15 protein-coding genes are annotated in these 19,483 nt (G+C 72.7%); 7 read left to right on the plus strand and 8 right to left on the minus strand.

The window, feature by feature from the left end; translation table 11 throughout:
- A complete protein-coding gene (gene cobN / locus HCC61_RS24120) occupies window positions 1–3,591 on the plus strand; it encodes a cobaltochelatase subunit CobN (RefSeq protein WP_169138785.1) in 3,591 nt (1,196 codons plus the stop codon).
- A gap of 31 nt (window positions 3,592–3,622) precedes the next feature.
- Here the strand turns inward: cobN and HCC61_RS24125 are convergent, their stop codons facing one another.
- The 4 genes from HCC61_RS24125 to HCC61_RS24140 form a co-directional block, all read right to left on the minus strand.
- Entirely contained in the window at window positions 3,623–4,510 is an 888-nt protein-coding gene (locus HCC61_RS24125) for a universal stress protein (protein WP_169138787.1), read from the minus strand.
- A gap of 378 nt (window positions 4,511–4,888) precedes the next feature.
- Complete coding sequence (locus HCC61_RS24130) at window positions 4,889–5,188, minus strand: DUF1876 domain-containing protein (RefSeq protein ID WP_169138789.1); 300 nt, start codon at window positions 5,186–5,188, stop codon at window positions 4,889–4,891.
- Between the two features lie 22 nt (window positions 5,189–5,210).
- Window positions 5,211–6,554, minus strand: coding sequence for a nicotinate phosphoribosyltransferase (locus tag HCC61_RS24135; protein ID WP_169138791.1), 1,344 nt, complete (start codon window positions 6,552–6,554; stop codon window positions 5,211–5,213).
- Between the two features lie 51 nt (window positions 6,555–6,605).
- On the minus strand, window positions 6,606–7,610 hold the full coding sequence (locus HCC61_RS24140; protein ID WP_169138793.1) for a universal stress protein: 1,005 nt from the start codon (window positions 7,608–7,610) through the stop codon (window positions 6,606–6,608).
- Between the two features lie 280 nt (window positions 7,611–7,890).
- Between HCC61_RS24140 and HCC61_RS24145 the strand changes: the two genes are divergently transcribed.
- On the plus strand, window positions 7,891–8,994 hold the full coding sequence (locus HCC61_RS24145; RefSeq protein ID WP_169138795.1) for an alcohol dehydrogenase catalytic domain-containing protein: 1,104 nt from the start codon (window positions 7,891–7,893) through the stop codon (window positions 8,992–8,994).
- Between the two features lie 66 nt (window positions 8,995–9,060).
- Here HCC61_RS24145 and HCC61_RS24150 read toward each other — a convergent pair whose 3' ends face one another.
- Complete coding sequence (locus HCC61_RS24150; protein ID WP_169138798.1) at window positions 9,061–9,525, minus strand: cyclic nucleotide-binding domain-containing protein; 465 nt, start codon at window positions 9,523–9,525, stop codon at window positions 9,061–9,063.
- A gap of 128 nt (window positions 9,526–9,653) precedes the next feature.
- Entirely contained in the window at window positions 9,654–11,309 is a 1,656-nt protein-coding gene (ctaD, locus tag HCC61_RS24155; protein ID WP_169138800.1) for a cytochrome c oxidase subunit I, read from the minus strand.
- A gap of 354 nt (window positions 11,310–11,663) precedes the next feature.
- On the opposite strand from ctaD, the gene HCC61_RS24160 reads away from it, so the two are divergent.
- The 4 genes from HCC61_RS24160 (at window position 11,664) to HCC61_RS24175 (ending at window position 16,548) form a co-directional block, all read left to right on the plus strand.
- Entirely contained in the window at window positions 11,664–12,887 is a 1,224-nt protein-coding gene (locus HCC61_RS24160) for an aromatic acid exporter family protein (RefSeq protein WP_346777364.1), read from the plus strand.
- A gap of 214 nt (window positions 12,888–13,101) precedes the next feature.
- Complete coding sequence (locus HCC61_RS24165) at window positions 13,102–13,545, plus strand: DUF2267 domain-containing protein (RefSeq protein ID WP_346777365.1); 444 nt, start codon at window positions 13,102–13,104, stop codon at window positions 13,543–13,545.
- Between the two features lie 89 nt (window positions 13,546–13,634).
- Window positions 13,635–14,855: an NAD-dependent epimerase/dehydratase family protein gene (locus HCC61_RS24170; RefSeq protein WP_169138802.1), complete on the plus strand. Its 1,221-nt coding sequence runs from the start codon at window positions 13,635–13,637 to the stop codon at window positions 14,853–14,855.
- A 271-nt stretch (window positions 14,856–15,126) separates the two neighbouring features.
- Window positions 15,127–16,548: a GAF domain-containing protein gene (locus HCC61_RS24175; RefSeq protein WP_169138804.1), complete on the plus strand. Its 1,422-nt coding sequence runs from the start codon at window positions 15,127–15,129 to the stop codon at window positions 16,546–16,548.
- Here HCC61_RS24175 and HCC61_RS24180 read toward each other — a convergent pair.
- A complete protein-coding gene (locus HCC61_RS24180; RefSeq protein WP_169138806.1) occupies window positions 16,542–17,252 on the minus strand; it encodes a response regulator transcription factor in 711 nt (236 codons plus the stop codon). The genes HCC61_RS24175 and HCC61_RS24180 overlap by 7 nt on opposite strands.
- A gap of 213 nt (window positions 17,253–17,465) precedes the next feature.
- Here HCC61_RS24180 and HCC61_RS24185 point away from each other — a divergent pair, with 213 nt between their 5' ends.
- The gene (locus HCC61_RS24185) at window positions 17,466–18,032 is read left to right on the plus strand and encodes a hypothetical protein (RefSeq protein ID WP_169138808.1); all 567 of its coding nucleotides are present in this window, start codon (window positions 17,466–17,468) and stop codon (window positions 18,030–18,032) included.
- Window positions 18,033–18,150: 118 nt separating this feature from the next.
- Here HCC61_RS24185 and HCC61_RS24190 read toward each other — a convergent pair whose 3' ends face one another.
- The gene (locus HCC61_RS24190) at window positions 18,151–19,401 is read right to left on the minus strand and encodes a hypothetical protein (RefSeq protein WP_169138810.1); all 1,251 of its coding nucleotides are present in this window, start codon (window positions 19,399–19,401) and stop codon (window positions 18,151–18,153) included.
- Window positions 19,402–19,483 lie beyond the last annotated feature (82 nt).

Below are 19,483 nucleotides of genomic sequence, written 5' to 3' on the forward strand. Positions count from 1 at the left end.
GTGATTCTTCTGCTGTCGACGTCCGACACCGACCTGCTCAGCGCCCGCGCCTCCCAAGGCCCGGTCTCCTACCGCTTCGCCAACCCGTCCCGGCTGCCGCTCGCCGAACTGCCCGCGCTGCTCGACGGCGTGGACCTCGTCGTCGTACGGCTGCTCGGCGGCGTACGCGCCTGGGAGGACGGCCTCGATCAACTCCACGCCGACGGGCGCCCGGTGGTCGTCCTCACCGGTGAACAGGCCCCCGACGCACAGCTGATGGCCACCTCCACGGTCCCCGTCGGCATCGCCGCGGAGGCGCACGCCTACCTCGCACACGGCGGCCCCGCCAACCTGGAGCAGCTCGCACGCTTCCTGTCCGACACCGTGCTCCTGACCGGCCACGGCTTCGAACCCCCGGAGCCCGCGCCGAGTTGGGGGCCGCTGCCCAGGCAGGCCAAGGACACGGACGGCCCCACCGTCGCCGTGCTCTACTACCGAGCCCACCACATGAGCGGCAACACCGGCTTCGTCGAGGCGCTGTGCGGCGCCGTCGAGGAGGCCGGCGCCCGGCCGCTGCCGCTGTACGTGGCCTCGCTCCGCGCGCCCGAACCGGAGCTGATCGACGAACTGCGCGCGGCGGACGCCGTCGTCACCACCGTCCTCGCCGCCGGCGGCAGCCGCCCCGCGGAGGCCTCCGCGGGAGAGGACGACGAGTCCTGGGACGCCGGGGCCCTCACGGACCTGGACGTGCCGATCCTCCAGGCGCTGTGCCTCACGGGCTCGCGCTCCGCCTGGGAGGAGAACGACGAGGGCGTCTCCCCGATGGACGCCGCGAGCCAGATCGCGGTGCCGGAGTTCGACGGACGGCTGATCACCGTGCCGTTCTCCTTCAAGGAGGTCGACGAGGACGGGCTGCCGTCCTATGTCGCCGACCCCGAACGGGCAGCACGGGCCGCGGGTATCGCCGTACGGCACGCACGGCTGCGCCGTACACCGGCCGGGCGGAAGCGCATCGCGCTGGTGCTGTCCGCATACCCCACGAAGCACTCCCGGATCGGGAACGCCGTCGGTCTCGACACCCCGGCCAGCGCGGTCGCCCTGCTGCGGCGGCTGCGCGAGGAGGGCTACGACTTCGGCCCCGAGGAGGAGATCCCCGGCCTGGTCTCCGGCGACGGCGACGAACTGATCCGGGCCCTGATCGAGGCCGGCGGCCACGACCAGGACTGGCTCACCGAGGAGCAGCTGGCGAAGAACCCGGTGCGGATCCCGGCGGCCGACTACCGGCGCTGGTACGCCACGCTCCCCGAGGAGCTGCGCACATCCGTCGAGGAGCACTGGGGCCCGCCGCCCGGTGAGATGTTCGTCGACCGCAGCCGCAACCCCGAGGGCGACATCGTCCTCGCCGCCCTGCGCCGGGGCAATCTCCTCATCCTCATCCAGCCGCCCCGCGGCTTCGGCGAGAACCCCATCGCGATCTACCACGATCCCGATCTGCCGCCCTCCCACCACTACTTGGCGGCCTACCGCTGGATCGCGGCCCCTTCGGCAGCAGGAGGCTTCGGCGCCGACGCGATGATCCACCTCGGCAAGCACGGCAACCTGGAGTGGCTGCCCGGCAAGAACGCCGGGCTGTCGGCTGCCTGCGCCCCGGACGCCGCGCTCGGCGACGTGCCCCTGGTCTACCCGTTCCTCGTCAACGACCCCGGCGAGGGCACCCAGGCCAAGCGCCGCGTCCACGCCACCCTCGTCGACCACCTCGTACCGCCCATGGCGCGCGCCGACTCCTACGGCGACATCGCACGCCTGGAACAACTCCTCGACGAGCACGCGCAGATCGCCGCGATGGACCCGCCGAAGCTGCCCGCGATCCGCGCGCAGATCTGGACGCTCATCCAGGCGGCCCGGCTCGACCACGACCTCGGCCTCGAAGAGCGCCCCGACGACGAGGGCTTCGACGACTTCCTGCTCCACGTCGACGGCTGGCTGTGCGAGGTCAAGGACGCCCAGATCCGCGACGGCCTGCACGTGCTGGGGCAGGCGCCCTCCGGTGCGGCCCGGGTCGACCTGGTGCTCGCCGTACTGCGCGCCCGCCAGATCTGGGGCGGCACGAACACCCTGCCCGGTCTGCGCGAGGCGCTGGGGCTCGACGAGTCCGCCGCCACCCGCACCACCGCCGACGAGGCGGAGGAGACCGCGCGGGCCCTGGTGCAGGCGATGGAGGACGCCGGCTGGGACCCGGAGGCCGTGCCCACGGGACACGGTGAACAGGTCGCGCGGATCCTGTCGTTCGCCGCGAACGAGGTCGTACCGCGCCTCGACGCCACCACCGCCGAACTCGACCACACCGTCCACGCCCTGGCCGGCGGATTCGTCCCCGCGGGGCCCTCCGGGTCGCCGCTGCGCGGGCTCGTCAACGTCCTGCCGACCGGCCGCAACTTCTACTCCGTGGACCCCAAGGCCGTACCGTCCCGGCTCGCGTGGGAGACCGGCCAGGCACTCGCGGACTCGCTGCTGACGCGCTACCGCGACGACAGCGGCAAGTGGCCGACGTCCGTGGGGCTCTCCCTGTGGGGCACGAGCGCCATGCGCACCGCGGGCGACGACATCGCCGAAGCGCTCGCGCTGCTCGGCGTGCGGCCCGTGTGGGACGACGCCTCCCGCCGCGTCACCGGCCTGGAGCCGGTGCCGCTCGACGAGCTCGGCCGCCCCCGCATCGACGTCACCCTCCGCATCTCCGGCTTCTTCCGCGACGCCTTCCCACATGCCGTGGGGCTGCTCGACGACGCGGTGCGGCTGGCCGCCTCGCTCGACGAGCCGGACGAGGAGAACTTCGTACGGGCCCACACCCGGGCCGAGTTGGCCGAACACGGCGACGAACGGCGCGCCACCACCCGCATCTTCGGCTCCCGCCCCGGTACGTACGGAGCGGGCCTGCTCCAGCTGATCGACTCCCGGGACTGGCGCACCGACGCCGACCTCGCCGAGGTCTACACGGCCTGGGGCGGCTACGCCTACGGCCGCGACCTCGACGGCCGCCCGGCCCGCGAGGAGATGGAGAGCGCCTACCGGCGCATCGCCGTGGCCGCGAAGAACACCGACACCCGCGAGCACGACATCGCCGACTCCGACGACTACTTCCAGTACCACGGCGGCATGGTCGCCACGGTGCGGGCACTGCGCGGCACCGCACCCGAGGCGTACATCGGCGACTCCACCCGGCCCGAGACCGTGCGCACCCGCAGCCTGCTGGAGGAGACCTCGCGGGTCTTCCGCTCCCGGGTGGTCAACCCCAAGTGGATCGAGGCCATGCGGCGCCACGGCTACAAGGGCGCCTTCGAACTCGCCGCCACCGTCGACTACCTCTTCGGCTACGACGCCACCACGAACGTCGTCGCCGACTGGATGTACGACAAGCTCACCGAGACCTACGTACTCGACCCGGTGAACCGCGAGTTCCTCGAAGAGGCCAACCCCTGGGCGCTGCACGGCATCGCCGAACGCCTTCTGGAAGCGCAGTCACGAGGCCTGTGGGCCAAGCCCGACCCCGGGATGCTCGCCGCGCTGCGCGAGATCTACCTGGAGGCCGAGGGGAATCTGGAGAGCGACGAGTGAGCCTCGGGGCCGCGGACGGATGAGCCGGGGCTCAGCCGTGCGGGACGACCGCGACCGGGCGGGCCGAGTGGTGCAGCAGCGCGTGTACTACCGGGCCGACGCGGGTGGGGAAGGGGTGGCCGCGCAGCCGGCGCCCGACGGCCAGGACCGCGGCGTCGGAGGCGACTTGGAGCAGGTACGGGGCGACCGCCTCCCCCTCGCACCGGATCTCGGTGTCGACTTCCGGGAAGCGTTCGCGCCACGGCGTGAGCAGCCGTTCCAGCGCCCGCTCGGAGTCGGCCCCGGCCTGTGCCGTAATTCGCGGGTCGGGTAGCGCCGAGGGATAGGAGTACACGTGGCGCACGCTCCACGCGTGCGCCACCCGGAGGGTCCGCTTCTGAGCTGACGCCGTACGGAACGCGAAGCCGAGCACCTCCTCGTGGCCGTCGTGCAGATCCACTCCCGCGACTACGGGACCCGTCTCCGCGGCGGCGCCCGCGGGCATCCGGCCGCGTACGGCGACCACCGGCCGCCGGGAGTGCGCGATCACCGACAGGCCCACCGAGCCGAGGACGTAGCCCTCGACGGAGCCCAGGCCGCGGGATCCGAGCACGAGGAGCGCGGCTTCCCCGCCGGCCGCCATCAGCGCCTTCACCGGGGAGTCGCAGACCGCGTCCTCGGTGATCGCGAGCGACGGGTACAGCTCCGCGGCGAGCCGGTGCGCGGCGTGCAGTTGGTCCTGCGGCCACGGCTCCCACTCGCCGGGGCCGTGGGACTTCCGCCGTGCGCACACGATCCACAGCGGTACGTCGCGGGAGACCGCGTCCGCGCCCGCCCACTCGACCGCGGCCAGGCTCTCCGCGGAGCCGTCGACCCCGACGGCCACGGGACGGCGGTCGGCGCTGCGGCCGGCCCGGTCCCGGTCTGCTGCTTCGGTCATGGCGCACCTTCGCTTTCGGCTTCGCCCTCCGCCTTCCGCCCTCCGCCGGGCGCGGGGGCACGAGCGATTCCGTACGGTTCGTACGGGCGGCCCGTACATGAACGGCCATTACGCGGACGGCCAGTCCGGGAACGGCCAGTCCGTGAACGGCCAGTCCGTGAACGGCCAGTCCGTGAACGGCCCGTTCACGGGCGGTCCGTACGCGGGCGGCCCGCATACGAACGATCCGTGCAGGAGCCGACCGGGACGCCGCGTCCCGGCGCACCGGAACCGGCACCAGGGCGCCCGCGTCACGGCGTACAGCCCTCTGTCACGACCCCCGTCACGACGGCAGTCGTTGTACCGCGTCGGCGTCAGGCCGTTCCGTGAACGGCTCCGTCACACCGACACGTCGGGCCAGCCGAAGGCGGCGCGCGCCTTGGGCGGCAGCGGACCCGCGCCCACGCCCTGGAGGTCGCGGTCGGCCGCGCGCATCATCTGCCGGCCGAGCTCCGCCATGGCGCGGCTCGCGGCGAGTTCGTCGCCGATCTCGGGGACGTCGACGTCCTCGGGATTGCAGCGGGCGACCCCTCTGCCGGTGAGCGTCGTGTCGCCGGAGTCGAGGACCGCTCGTGCTGTGGTCGTCCCCTCGTCCTCGTAGAGGAAGATCCGTACGTTCCATTCGCGTGTGTTCGGCATGGCGGCCTCCTTCTCTCGGACCTCAGACCCGCTCCGGGGCGAGGATCTCGCTTTCGATGCGGTGCCTGACCTGCTCGGTCAGTGCCTTCAACTGGTCGGAGAAGACGGGCTGCTGAGGCAGCGGCCCCGTGATCCGGCGTGACTCCGGCGGCAGTTGGGCGACCTCGGCGGTGAAGCGCTCCCGGGCCTCGCCCAGCGGCGGCGGCTCGGTGACGCGCCGCCCGTGACGCATCACGGGGCGCAGCAGCGGCCGTACGTCGGACGCGGGGTGCTCGTGCCGCAGCGCGATCACGTCCGAGCCGCCGTGGCTGCGGAAGACCTGCTTCGGACCGGGGGCGGTGACCTTCGTGGAGGAGAGCTTCATCACGGGGCGCCCGTCGTAGGCGACCATCTTGTACGCGGAGTCCAGGTACGGCGCGTCCGCCGCGACGCCGACCCGGGTGCCCACGGCGTAGACGTCGATCGGCGCCTGCCGGCGCACCAGCCGGTCCACGCCGTACTCGTCGAGCCCGCCGCTCGCGACGATCCGCACGTCCGTCAGCCCGGCGGCGTCCAGGATGCCCCGCGCCAGCACGGCCTGCTCGCCCAGGTCGCCGCTGTCCAGCCGGATCGCCGAACCGGCGTACGGGCCCTGGGACTTGAGCACGCGCGCGGCGGTGCGCACGCCCGTCCCGGTGTCGTAGGTGTCGACGAGAAGCGTCACCGGACGCCCGGGGTGTGCGCGGGAGAAGGCGCGGAAGGCGCTCTCCTCGGAGGGGAACGCCTCCACGTACGAGTGCGCCATCGTGCCGATCGCGGGCAGCCCGAGCGAGGCCGCCGCTGCGACGTTGCTCGTACCGGCGAAGCCGACGAGGGCTCCCGTGCGGGCGGCGTCGCGGGCCGCTTCCAGCCCGTGCGTCCTGCGCATCGAGAAGTCCATGACGGGACGCCCGGCCGCCGCCAGCATGCACCGGGCCGCCTTGGAGGCGACTGCCGTCTGGTGGCTGACCAGGTTGAGCAGGTACGTCTCGACGAGCTGTGCCACGGGCAGCGGCGCGGTGACCTCCAGCAGCGGCTCGTTGGCGAAGACGACGGTGCCTTCGGGGACGGCGCGGACCTCGCCGTCGAAGGTCGTGCCGAGCAGCGGCACGAGATCGCGCGACGGGCGTCCGAGCGCCGCACCGAAGGCGTCCAGATCGGCGGGGCCGATGCGGAAGGCGCCGAGGTAGTCGAGCGCGGGCTCCAGACCGGCGGCCACGAGGAAGCCCCGCTCGGGCGGCAGATCACGGACGAAGAGGCTGAAGGTCGCGGGCTCCGTCATCCCTTCGTGTACGTACGACATCGCCATGGTCAGCTCGTACAGGTCCGTGTTCGTCGCCTCGGACATCTGTGAGCACCTCCCGGTGTCTGCCCGTCCCGCGTCTGCCGGACGGGCTTGTCAGTCGTGCGGCACGACGGCGACCGGCGTGTGCGCGTGGTGCATGACGGCGTGGGTGACGGTGCCGACGTGGGTGCCGAGCCGCGAGCGGCGGTTGCGGCGCCCGACGATCAGCATCGACGCCTCCGACGCGGCCTCCACCAGCAGCCGCGACGGCTGCCCGATGACGGCCTCGGACTGCACCTTGACCTCGGGCTGAGCGTCCTGCCAGGGGCGCAGCGCGGCGGAGAGCGCCTGGTTCTGCGCGGCCAGCAGCTCGTTGGTCATGGCGGGCGGCACGGGCAGGGGCCGCATCCCGTAGGTCGGCGGCAGGTCCCAGGCGTGCAGCACCCGCAGCTGCGCCGAGCGGCGGGCCGCGGTGTCGAAGGCGAAGGCGATCAGTTCGTCGCAGGGGCGGCCGAGGTCGAGGCCGAGGACGATGTCGCCGCCGGGGGTCTCGGACGCCGGGTAGCGGTGGGGGTGTTCCTCGCCGATCTCGAACTCGCCCCCGATCCCGCCCGGTTCACCGGGCTCGTGCCCGTGCTCGCGGTCCTTGGCCCCGTGTTCCCGGGACTCGTCGGATCCGTGTTCCCGGGACTCGTCGTCCTCGGGCCGGGCCCGTACGAGCACCACGGGGCACACGGTGTGCGCGACGGTCGGCAGCGCGGTCGAGCCGACGATGAAGCCCAGGACGCTGCCCAGGCCCCGTGAGCCGAGGACCAGCAGGTCCGTCTCGGCGGACCCGTCGGCCAGTACGTGTGCGGGCCGGCCCGCGACCATGTCGACGTCGACGGGGAGCTCCGGCATGCGGGCGTTGAGGTCGTCGAGGGCCTCGCTGGTGATGGTCTGTGCCCATTCACGCTCGACCTCGTCGTCGGCTATGGGCGAGTACGGATAGGCGCCCGTCTCCCGGACCTGGATGAGCCGCAGCGTGACGCCCCGCAGCAGAGCCTCGCGCCCCGCCCAGTCGACGGCGGCCAGGCTCTCGCGCGTACCGTCCAGGCCCACCGTCACGGTCTGGAACATGCCGCCTCCCTCCGTGTGCCGGGCCGCCCCACCGCGGGAACGCCCGTACCGCCCGCACCGTGCGCACGGGGCGTGCGCTCTCAGTTGAAGAGTGCTGCGCGGCGGCCGCGGGGCCGAGAGGCCGGGCGGCTCCGGGAAGTGGGCCGAAGGTCCCTGCGCCCTCGCCGTGCCGGGCCGCTCGGCCGGCCGCCGTGGGCCGGGCGGCCCATGCGGTCGCGGCGGGCCGGGGCCCAGCCTGGGGTCAGGACCCCGGCAGCGACGGGACGGGAGGAGAACGACCATGAAGGCACTGGTCTTTCACGAGCCCGGCAGGGCCGCCTGGGAGAGCGTGCCCGACCCGGACGTACAGGACCCGCAGGACGTCGTCGTACGGGTGGAGACGACCAGCATCTGCGGCACCGATCTGAACATCCTCGGCGGCGAGGTCCCGAGGGTGGAGTCCGGCACCGTACTGGGGCACGAGGCCGTCGGCGAGGTCGTCGAGGCCGGCCGCGACGTGCGGACCGTACGCCCCGGCGACCGCGTGCTGGTCTCCTGCATCAGCGCGTGCGGCCGGTGCCGCTACTGCCGTGAGGGCTCCTACGGCCAGTGCCGCGGCGGCGGTGGCTGGATACTCGGGCACCTCATCGACGGTACGCAGGCCGAGTACGTGCGCGTGCCCTTCGCCGACCACTCGCTGCACCTGCTGCCCGGCGGCATCTCCAGCGAGGACGCGGTGCTGTTCGCCGACATCTACCCCACGGGCTACGAGGTGGGAGTGCTCAACGGGCAGGTCGCGCCCGGCGACACCGTGGTCGTGGTGGGCGCGGGGCCGGTGGGGCTCGCCGCGATCGCCACGACCCGGCTGTACTCGCCGGACCGCGTCGTCGCCGTCGATCTGACACCGGGGCGGCTGGATGCCGCCGGCCGGTTCGGCGCGGACGCGAGGGTGCTCGCCTCCGACAAGCCCGAGCAGCTCGTCGACGACCTGACGGGCGGTCTCGGGGCTGACGTGACGATCGAGGCGGTGGGCGTCCCGGAGACGTTCGAGATGTGCACGCGCATGGTGCGCCCGGGCGGGCACGTGGCCAACATCGGCGTACACGGGAAGCCCGCGGCGCTGCACCTGGAAGACCTGTGGATCAAGGACCTGACGATACGGATGGGCCTGGTCGACACCTCGTCGACGCCGATGTTGCTGAGCATGCTGGCCGCCGGAAGGCTCCCGGCGTCCTCGCTCGTCACGCATGTCTTCGAACTGGGCGCCATGGAGGAGGCGTACGAGGTCTTCGCGGGTGCCGCCGACACCGGTGCGCTGAAGGTCGCCCTCAAGGGAGAGCAGGTCTACCGGGCGGACAGCTCCTCGCTGGTGACGACCGCGGGCGGCGGGCCGGTGCCCGGCTGATCTCCCGTCCCCGACACCCGCGGCAGCGGGACGTCGGCGCGTAGGACGCCCCCGTCAGACGCCCTGTCAGACGCCCGGTGCGCTGCCCTGCGGTCCGTACAGGTCGAGCAGTCTCGTACGGGAGGCGTGCAGGCGCCGGGCGATGATCCAGGCGACCTGCTGGTAGAGGATCCGCCCGAGCACGGGGTCCTCCTCGCACAGGTCGCGCACCTCTCCCGCGTCGAACTCCAGCGCCCGCACGGGCGAGGTCGCCGTGGCGCCCAGTTGCCAGACGTACGGCGGGAACATCCAGGACCAGCCGAGCAGATCGTCCGTGCCGAGGGTCTCGACGGTCGCCGCGCGCCGCCCCGGCACGTGCAGGTCGAGGGTGACCGAGCCGCTGCGGACGACCCAGAACCTGTCCGCGCGCCGGCCCTCCTCGAAGATCCGGCTGCCGCCGGGGAACTGCACCTGCGTGGCCAGCCGCATCAGCAGGGCGCGCCTCTCGGGCGGCAGCGCGTTGATCAGCTGCGGACGTGCGGTGGTCGTCATGGGTTCACGATGTGGCGGCGGTACGGGGCCCGCAACTCGGTTCCGCAGCCGGAATCCGGCCCCTGACCAGTCCCTGACCGACCCCTGACCGGGCTCGAACGGACCGCCCGGTTCCGTGCCGCGCGGCGTCATTCGCCCTCCGAGTGCTCCGGGTGATGGAGGTCGAAGGCGGGCGACTCGGAGCGGATGCGCGGCAGGGCGCCGAAGTTGTGCCGCGGCGGCGGGCAGCTCGTGGCCCACTCCAGGGAACGGCCGAAGCCCCAGGGGTCGTACGACTCGGTCTTCTGCCCGTGGACGGCGGTCCGCCACACGTTGTAGAGGAACGGCAGCGTGGACAGGCCGAGCACGAAGGCCCCGATCGTGGACACCATGTTGAGGGCGGTGAATCCGTCGGCGGCGAGATAGTCCGCGTACCTGCGCGGCATCCCCTCGGCCCCGAGCCAGTGCTGCACGAGGAAGGTGGTGTGGAAGCCGATGAAGAGCGTCCAGAAGTGGATCTTTCCGAGTCTCTCGTCGAGCATCCGCCCGGTGAACTTGGGCCACCAGAAGTAGAAGCCGGCGAACATCGCGAAGACGACCGTGCCGAAGACGACGTAGTGGAAGTGGGCCACGACGAAATAGCTGTCGGTGACGTGGAAGTCCATCGGCGGCGACGCCAGCAGCACCCCCGTCAGACCGCCGAAGAGGAACGTCACGAGGAAGCCCACGCTCCACAGCATCGGCGTCTCGAACGACAGCGACCCCCGCCACAGGGTGCCGATCCAGTTGAAGAACTTCACGCCCGTCGGCACGGCGATGAGGAACGACATGAAGGAGAAGAACGGCAGCAGCACACCGCCCGTGGCGAACATGTGGTGCGCCCAAACCGTCACGGACAGCCCGGTGATGGCGATGGTCGCGCCGACGAGACCGACGTAGCCGAAGATCGGCTTGCGGCTGAAGACGGGGAAGATCTCCGTCACGATCCCGAAGAACGGCAGCGCGATGATGTACACCTCGGGATGGCCGAAGAACCAGAACAGGTGCTGCCACAGCAGAGCCCCGCCGTTGGCCGTGTCATAGATGTGCGCACCGAACTTGCGGTCGGCCTCCAGCGCGAACAGCGCGGCTGCGAGCACCGGGAAGGCGAGCAGCACCAGCACGCTCGTCAGCAGGATGTTCCAGGTGAAGATCGGCATCCGGAACATCGTCATGCCGGGCGCGCGCATGCAGATGATCGTGGTGATGAAGTTGACCGCGCCGAGGATCGTCCCGAAGCCCGACAGGGCCAGGCCCATCACCCACAGGTCGCCGCCGAGGTTCGGCGAGTGCTCCGAGTTGGAGAGCGGCGTATAGGCGAACCAGCCGAAGTCGGCCGCGCCGCCGGGCGTCAGGAAGCCGATCAGGGAGATGAGCCCGCCGAAGAGGTAGAACCAGTACGACAGCATGTTCAGGCGGGGGAACGCCACGTCGGGAGAGCCGATCTGGAGCGGCATGATCGCGTTGGCGAACCCGGCGAAGAGCGGGGTCGCGAAGAACAGCATCATGATCGTGCCGTGCATGGTGAACGCCTGGTTGTACTGCTCGGCGGAGATCAACTGCATTCCGGGGCGGGCCAGTTCGGCCCTCATCACCAGCGCCAGCACGCCGCCGATCAGGAAGAAGACGAAACCGCTCGCCATGTAGAGCGAGCCGATCTTCTTGTGGTCCGTCGTCGAGAGCCAGTCGACCATCATCGCGCCAGGCCGCCGCTGACGGCGGCGGGGCGGCGCTTCCCTCGGGGGCGGTTCGGTCACTACGGGCATGAGGCGGGCCTTTCGGTGGCGGGCGGTACGGCGGTGGTACGCGCGGTGCGGGCTGTACGGCGGTTGGTCGGTCGTCGGGCGGTCCTGCGGCGGTACGGGCGAGCCGGGCGCCGTGGCTCCGGTCTCCGTCGGCTCCGGTCCGCGCCGCTCGGGTCTCCACGGCCACGGGCCGCCGGGCTCCAACGCGGGCCGGAACGCAGCACGTTCGTACCGCTCGCCGCATGCGAAGCGCGCATTTCACTCGTAAGTGGGCCGTTCGCGCAGATCTCGTGGGAGGTCCGTCACACGGGGATCCGGCGAGGCCGCCCCGGGTACGCGGGGGCCCGGCGTCTGCGGAACTCGGAGGGGAGACCCGTGACACAGATCCCGGCGACGTCCGTGCGGGCCTCGGCGGCGGCACCGGCCCGTACGGCCCGGCTGCTCAAGTGGCTGCACAGGGCGAGGAATCCGAACAGCAGCGAGCGGCAGACGCTGACGGTCGTCGGCAAGAGCACGCTCGTCGCGAGCATCGCCTGGTACATCGGACACGATCTGATGGATGCGCAGAGCCCGGCGTTCGCCTCCTTCTCGGCCGTGCTGACGGTGCAGATCACGGCGTACCAGTCGGTGCTCCAGGCGCTGCGCTACATGGGCGCGGTGTCGGTCGGCGTCTCGCTCCAGGGCGCCTTCGGAGCCCTGGCCGGGCCGAACCTGCTGAGCTTCGTACTCGTCGCGCTGGGCGCCCTCGTCATCGGCCGGTGGAAGCGGCTGGGAGAGCAGGGCTCGCAGGTGGCGACGGCGGCCTTCTTCGCCTTCGCCATCTACGCCGGGGCGGCGAGCCAGACCCAGGGCCTGTGGGAGCTGGGCCAGATCGTGCTGCTCGTCCTGATCGGCTGCGGCGTCGGGACGCTGGTGAACGTTCTGGTGCTGCCGCCGATGCGCTACCGCAGCGCCGAGTACGGCATCCACGTGCTGGGCGACTCCCTGCGCGACCTGGCCTGCGACATGTGCGGCGCCCTGAACGCGGGGGAGCTGCCCAGGGAGCGCACCCAGCGTTGGTGCCACCGCGCGACGCAGCTGGGGCCGCCCGCCGCGCAGGCGCAGGCGTCCGTGCAGACCGCGTGGGAGAGCGCCAACTACCACCCGTGGCGGCTGCTGAGCCGCAGCCGTCGCCGTCGCCGCCCCAGCTTCACGGGCTATCAGCAGGTCACCGACGCCCTGGAGCGGATCACACACCAGGTGGCGTCGATGACCCGCAGCTTCGACCAGTGGCACGACAGCGGCGACGGCCCGGAGTTCCGGCCCTTCCTGGAGCGTTACGCGGACTTCTTGTCGTGCTTCGCCGCCGTCGCCGAGGTCTTCGGACGGCTCGACGAGGACAGGCTCGACGAGCAGTGCCAGGAGCTGAAGAACGCGGTGGCCGAGCTGGGGCGGGCACGCGGCCGGCTGGCCGATGCGGGGGAGAGCGGAGCGCCGCTGCCGGTCGGCGACCCGTCCGAGCCCTTCGGGATCCTCCTGGCGGAGGCCGTGCGGCTGCTGGACGAGGCCGAGCACGCGCGCGAGGTGCTGGAGAGGGGCTTCGAGCGGCACGGGCCATGAGGCGACGGACACCGGCGGGCACCGGGCGGCGGGTGTCGGACCGCGCGCCCGCGGTCACCCGTCCGTCGGCGGCGTATGAGCCGTGTACGGCCCCGCGGACGAACGTGGCGGACCAGCGTTACGGACGCGCGTGACCGGCGAACGTCACGGACGGACGTGCACGGATCGGCCGTGCGTACACGCCCGTACGCGGCGAACCTCGGACCCGGAGGGGATGGCAGGAGCGATGCGCTACGAGGAGTTCACCGGACAGGTGCAGGCCCGCGCCGACCTCGGCAGCAGGCAGGCGGCGGAGCAGGCCGTGCGCGCCACGCTGGAGACCGTCGGGGAGCGCGTGCCCGGCGGGGTGGCCGACCACCTCGCCGCGCAGCTCCCGCACGAGGCGGCCGAGTCGCTGCGCCGGGTCGTCGCCGTGCACGAGACCTCGCCGCACGAGCGCGCCGAGGCCAGGACCAGCGGGGAAGGCTTCGACCTGCCGGTGTTCGCCGCCCGCGTGGCCTGGCGCGACGAGACCTCCGAGGAGGAGGCCCTTCGCCGTGCGGGCGCGGTACTGGAGGTGCTGGACGCGGCGGTCGCGCCCGAGCTGATGCAGAAGCTGGAGCAGGTCCTCCCGCCGGACATCCGCGACGTGCTGCCCTCGGGGCGCGCCGAAGGGTGACGTACGGGGCCGTACGACCGGATCTCCGGAAGGACCAGGCTCGGGAGAACCGGAGGTCCGGTGAGGACCGGCGACGAGAGGAATCCGTGATGACCCCTGAACCCGAGACCGGCGGACCCGAGACCGGCGGACCCGAACGCGGCGAATCCGAACGCGGCGGACCCGAACGCGGCGGACCCGAATCCGGCGGACCCGAATCCGGCGCTTCCGCCGCGCGCACCGGCGGCCCCGGACTGCGCGTCGTCGTGGTCGGCGCCACCGGCAACGTCGGCACGAGCGTGGTGCGCGCCCTCTCCGGCGACCCGCGGGTCGGCTCCGTGGTGGGCGTCGCGCGCCGCGTCCCCGGCTGGTCGCCGCCGAAGACGACGTGGGTCTCCGCGGACATCGGCCGCGAGGACACCCGGTACGACGGCCGTACGGACGGACTGACCCGGCTCTTCCGCGGTGCCGACGCCGTCGTGCACCTGGCGTGGATCTTCCAGCCGACGCACCGCCCGTCGACGACCTGGCGCACCAACGTCCTCGGCGCCCTGCGCGTGTTCCGCGCCGTCGCCGACGCCGGGGTGCCCGCGCTGGTGCACGCCTCGTCGGTGGGCGCGTACTCGCCGGGACCCAAGGACCGCCGGGTGGACGAGAGTTGGCCGACGCACGGCTGGCCCGAGGCGGCCTACTGCCGTGAGAAGTCCTATCTGGAGCGCGCCCTGGACAGCTTCGAACGCGAGCACCCCGGCGTCCGCGTCGTACGGATGCGTCCCGGCTTCCTCTTCAAGCGGGAGGCGGCGAGCGAGCAGCGGCGGCTGTTCGCGGGGCCGTTCCTGCCGCAGCGGCTCGTACGTCCGGGCCTGGTGCCGGTCGTGCCGGACCTGCCCGGGCTGCGGATGCAGACGCTGCACACCGACGACGCCGCCGAGGCCTACCGGCTCGCGGTCGCCGGCACCGCGCGCGGCGCCTTCAACCTCGCGGCCGATCCGGTCGTCGACGCCGAGGTGCTGGCGGGGCTGCTGGACGCCCGGGTCGTACGGGTGCCGCTGCGGCCCCTGCGCACCGCGCTCGCCGCGAGCTGGCACTCGCATCTGCTGCCCGCCTCGCCGCATCTCTTCGACGCGGTGCTGCGGCTGCCGCTGATGGACGCGGAACGGGCCCGTGGCGAGCTGGGCTGGTCGCCGCGTTGGACGGCGGACGAGGCGGTGGCCGCCTTCCTGACCGGCCTGCGGAACGTGGCCGGAATGGACACCCCGACACTGGCACGGAGCCTGCCGGGCGGCGGCAGGCTGCGTGAGCTGCGCACGGGCGTCGGCGAACGCCCCTGAGAGTCCTGAGCGGCCTTCCCCGGCCAGCCGTCTCCGAGCGGCCTCGGGCCGGGCCCGATCCGGCTCCCGCCCGGGCCCGATCCGGCTCCCGTCCGCAGAGACCCGTACGTACGGTCCGCACGGACGCTCCGTACGGACGGCCTGTACGGACGGTCCGTACGGTCAGTCCGCTGGTCCCGGAAGACCCCGCTGCCCGTGCCGTCCGGCCCACCCAGCGGTTACTTTTGGACTAGGGAAACGGGCAAATCCTCCCAATTCATGCGGAGGGTCGATGAGCGGCACAGTGCAGCACCACGCGGACGGCGACGGCCAGGGCCGGCTGCCCCGTACGCACCTCGACGACCTGCTGGCGGAGCTCCGGGCACGCGGGACGGTCCCGCAGTCCCTCGCCACCGCGGCCGGTGTCGCCGTCGAGAACGCCCGCCTCTACGAGGAGGCCCGCTACCGCCAGCGCTGGATAGAGGCGAACGCCGAGGTCACGCGGGTGCTGCTGTCCGGCGTCGAGGAGCGCAGCGTGCTCGCCCTGATCGTCGAGCTGGCCCGCGCCATCCTCTCCGCGGATCTCGGCGTGCTCGCCGTTCCGGAGAACGGCGGCGAGACCCTCAGGGTCGCGGTCGCCGCGGGCACCGACGCCGAGCACCACAGGGCGCTGCGGCTGCCGCGCGACGGCTCCTTCGCGGGTGCCGCCATGGAGGCCGGCCAGGTCACGACGAGCGCCGACATCGAGAACGACCCGCGCGTCACGGATCCCTCGCCCCGCTGGGACGGGCTGGGGCCGGCCGTGGCCGTGCCGATGATCGCCGACGACGCGGCCAGGGGCGTACTGCTGCTCGCGCGCGCCAAGCCCTGCCGCCCCTTCGGCGAACCGCAGATCGCGCCGCTGAGCGCCTTCGCGGGACAGGCCGCCGTCGCCATGGAGCTCGCCGAGCGACGCCGCGACGCCGAGCAGATCACGCTCCTCGAAGACCGCGACCGCATCGCCCGCGACCTGCACGACCTGGCGATCCAGCGGCTCTTCGCGACGGGCATGACCCTCCAGAGCGCCGAGCGCTTCGTCGACCACCCCAAGGCGCGCGAGCGGCTGCTGCGGGCCGTCGACGATCTCGATGCCACCATCAAGATCATCCGGTCGACCATCTTCGGCCTGCGCGCCCACGACAACGACTCCGGAGGCGGCGAGGGACTGCGCGCCCGGATCGCGGGAGCCGTGCAGGACGTGGCGTCCGCCCTGGGCTTCACGCCCTTGCTGCGCATGGAGGGCCTGCTCGACACCGAGGTGCCCGCGGAGGTCGCCGACGACGCGGTGGCGGCGCTGCGGGAGGCCCTCTCCAACGTCGCGCGCCATGCCGGTGCGCACAACGTGCAGGTGACGGCGGAGACGTCGGGAGGCACGTTCACCCTGAGCGTCGTGGACGACGGCTCCGGCATTCCCGAGGGCGCCCGCCACAGCGGACTGCACAACCTGTCGGAGCGGGCGGAGCGGCTGGACGGCACCCTGCGGCTGGACTCGCCACCGGGCGGCGGTACGAGCCTGAACTGGCACGTTCCGCTGAACGTCGAGAGCACGGACACGGACATCGGCACGGGCACGGGCACGGACACCGGCACGGGTACGCGCACGGACACGGTTCAGGACATCGCCGAGGACCTCGGCGCGGGCTCCGGCCGGATCCCCGGCGCCGACGTTCAGTGACGCCTGTGCCGCTCCCTCTCCTGTGAGTGCGCCTGCGCCTGCGTGGCCATCACGGCCGCCTGCACGCGTCGCTCCACGCCCAGCTTCGCCAGGAGCCGGGAGATGTGGTTCTTCACCGTCTTCTCCGACAGGAAGAGCCGCTTGCCGATCTCCTGGTTCGTCATCCCCTCGCCGATCAGGTCGAGGATGTCCCGCTCCCGCGGGGACAGGCCCGCGAACGCGTCGTCCTGCCGCTCCTCCTCGTGCCCGTCCGGACCGCGAAGGCTCCCCATCAGCCGGGCCGTGGTCGCCGGGTCGAGCATGGACTGGCCCGCCGCGACCGTGCGTACGGCCGAGACCAGGTCGGAGCCCTTGATCTGCTTGAGCACGTAGCCGGAGGCGCCGGCCATGATGGCGTCCAGCAGCGCGTCGTCGTCGTCGAAGGACGTCAGCATCAGGCACGCCAGCTCCGGCATGCGTGAGCGCAGCTCGCGGCAGACGGTCACGCCGTCGCCGTCGGGCAGCCGCACGTCCAGCACGGCCACGTGCGGACGGAGCGCCGGGCCGCGGGCGAGCGCCTGCTCCGCGGTGGCGGCCTCGCCGATGACGTCGATGTCGGTCTCGGCCTCCAGCAGATCGTGCACGCCCCGCCGTACCACCTCGTGGTCGTCGAGGAGCAGGACCCTGATGGGGTTCTGCTCGGAGAACTCCGGCAGATCGCTCATGTCGCACTGCTTCCCCTCGTGATCCCCCTGGTAGCGCCGCTGCCCGCATCGTCGCTCCGCCGCTCAACGCCCGGATAGGGCCGAACGGGCCCGGCGGGCCGGTGGAGGGGGCCACCCGTACCGGCATCGCTGGACCTTTCGGCCCCCTTAGCCCGCGCCCGGCAGATCACCTCGCTCCCGTGGCCGGTTTGCCGCCGTGAGGGGAGTCGGCACATGAGTACGAGGAGATGGCTGTGGCGCTGGCGGAGGAATCCGCTCCGGCGCCGCTCCGACCGTGCCGAGGCATGGGCGGGGCTGGCAGCCGGGCTGATCATGGCGGTGACCGCGCCGCTCACCGGGGCGATGACCTCGGACGCGGTCACGGGACACCTCCGTGACCAGCCGGGTCTCCACCGGACGTCCGCGGTGCTGCGCGAGGACGCGCCCACGACGGACGGCATCTCCACTGTCTCCGACGACCCCACGGTCCTCACCGAGGTCGGCTGGAGGACGGCGGACGGCCGCTGGCATACGGGACGCGCACCGGTCGAGGCCGGGACCCGCGAGGGCGCGCATGTGCCGCTGTGGCTGGACCGCCAGGGCATGCCGCACCAGCCGCCGCCCGACTCGAGCGAGGTGAGCGTGGAGAGCGGTGCCGCAGGCGGCGCGGTGGCCGTGGCCACGTGCTTCCTGGTGGGGAGCGGCCGCTGGCTGCTGCGGCGGCGGCTGGACGCCGTACGGGACACGGAGTGGGAGCGCGAGTGGGCCACGGTCGGCCCGAGGTGGAGCCGCCGCGACTGAGCGCCCCTGCGGTCCGACTGAGCGCGCCTTGCGGTCCGGGCCCTGCCCGCCGCCCGGGCCTCGCGAGAGCTCCGGGGTCTCACGCCCCAAGCCCTTCTCTTCAAGCTCTTCAGGCCCTTCAGGGAACGAAGTCGAGCACGTCCCGCATCGGAAGGCGCTGCGTCGCCGGGCTCAGCGGTCCGTATCCCAGGCGGACCACCATCTGCACCGGTCCCGCGCCCCACACCGGGTCGCGCAGTAGCCAGCGCAGCTCGGAACGTTCCAGGGCCTGTGTGACGAAGGAGGTCGCCAGGCCCTCCTTGGTGGCCGTCAGCAGCATCCGCTCCATGGCCTGGCCCGCGATCAGCCAGTCGTAAGGGTGGTCGTGCTCGGTGCAGAGCAGGCCCAGGTGGGGCATGTGCCCGAGTTCGCCGGTGCCGGTGCCGGTGCCGGTCGCCGTGCCCGGTGCCGTGCCGGGCACGGTCCCTGCGCGCATGCCGGCCTCGGCACCGCTTCCCGTGCGCGGTCCGGCACCCACGCCCGGTCCGGCGTTCGCCTCCGGTCCGGCGGTCGCGCCCGGGCGGGTGCCCGCGTCCGGGCTCATGTCCGCTCGCGCTCCCGCACCCGCGCTCGCCGTCGCGTCCGCGACCGTCTCCCCTTCGGCTTCGCGTCCGGATGCGCCGCCGGGCTGCGGCCCCGCATCGGCGCCGTGGCGACCGTGGGCCAGGTCGCTCACCGTGGCCCTGCCGTCGCCCTCGCGGGACCCGAAGCCGTACTCGGGGACCCCGTCCGCGATGGCGTCCGAGATCTTCACGCCCGTACGGACCCACAGGCGCTCGTCCGGGTCGCCCGCGTGCCCCGCGCTCAGTTCGGCCTCCTCGATGACGTCGAGCACGAGGGACAGATGCCAGCCGGAGAGGAACGCCAGCCGTGCGCCCTCCGCGCGGGCCTGCTCGATCAGCCGGTTCGCCAGCGCCGCCGGTATCGGACGTTCCGCGAACGGATAGCGGCTCGTGCGCCGTTCCGGGATCGCCCTGTGGAGCAGCGCCAGGTCCGAGTCGACCGTCTCCGCGGACTCGCCCAGCGACACCGACGCCAGCGTCTGCCGGTCCTCGGGGTCCGGCAGCAGCGTCACGACGGGGCGGAACCCGGCGCTCTGCGCGGCCACCCGCAGGTTGAACAGGGCCGCGCCGCAGCCGAGATGCATCCCGCGCAGTTCGGGATCGGCGTGCGGCTCGGCTCGTTCCGGGACGGCATGCAGCACGATCGACTCATCGGCGCGGCTGTAGCTGAAGTGCCATGGCTGGGCGTTGTGCATGGACGGCGCCATACAGGCGTCGCGGACGAGATTCTCCACCACCTCGCCGCGGCGGGTGGAGGCAGAAGGCATGAGGACCGGCTCCCTGGGATTCCTGTCGTTGGCGGACGTTCTCCGACGACGAACCGTCGGGCATGGACTGCCGATGCGCACC

Origin of the sequence: Streptomyces sp. HNM0575 (assembly GCF_012726265.1) — a bacterium.
Classification (GTDB): Bacteria; Actinomycetota; Actinomycetes; order Streptomycetales; family Streptomycetaceae; genus Streptomyces.

Coding starts and splice junctions, on each gene's coding strand:
- HCC61_RS24130 (WP_169138789.1), bottom strand. CDS start 5,188: ATGCCGAACACACGCGAATGGAACGTACGGATCTTCCTCTACGAGGAC.
- HCC61_RS24125 (WP_169138787.1), bottom strand. CDS start 4,510: ATGACCGAAGCAGCAGACCGGGACCGGGCCGGCCGCAGCGCCGACCGC.
- ctaD (WP_169138800.1), bottom strand. CDS start 11,309: ATGCCCGTAGTGACCGAACCGCCCCCGAGGGAAGCGCCGCCCCGCCGC.
- HCC61_RS24170 (WP_169138802.1), top strand. CDS start 13,635: ATGACCCCTGAACCCGAGACCGGCGGACCCGAGACCGGCGGACCCGAA.
- HCC61_RS24165 (WP_346777365.1), top strand. CDS start 13,102: ATGGCAGGAGCGATGCGCTACGAGGAGTTCACCGGACAGGTGCAGGCC.
- HCC61_RS24140 (WP_169138793.1), bottom strand. CDS start 7,610: ATGTTCCAGACCGTGACGGTGGGCCTGGACGGTACGCGCGAGAGCCTG.
- HCC61_RS24185 (WP_169138808.1), top strand. CDS start 17,466: ATGAGTACGAGGAGATGGCTGTGGCGCTGGCGGAGGAATCCGCTCCGG.
- HCC61_RS24180 (WP_169138806.1), bottom strand. CDS start 17,252: ATGAGCGATCTGCCGGAGTTCTCCGAGCAGAACCCCATCAGGGTCCTG.
- HCC61_RS24175 (WP_169138804.1), top strand. CDS start 15,127: ATGAGCGGCACAGTGCAGCACCACGCGGACGGCGACGGCCAGGGCCGG.
- HCC61_RS24145 (WP_169138795.1), top strand. CDS start 7,891: ATGAAGGCACTGGTCTTTCACGAGCCCGGCAGGGCCGCCTGGGAGAGC.
- HCC61_RS24135 (WP_169138791.1), bottom strand. CDS start 6,554: ATGTCCGAGGCGACGAACACGGACCTGTACGAGCTGACCATGGCGATG.
- HCC61_RS24190 (WP_169138810.1), bottom strand. CDS start 19,401: ATGCCTTCTGCCTCCACCCGCCGCGGCGAGGTGGTGGAGAATCTCGTC.
- HCC61_RS24150 (WP_169138798.1), bottom strand. CDS start 9,525: ATGACGACCACCGCACGTCCGCAGCTGATCAACGCGCTGCCGCCCGAG.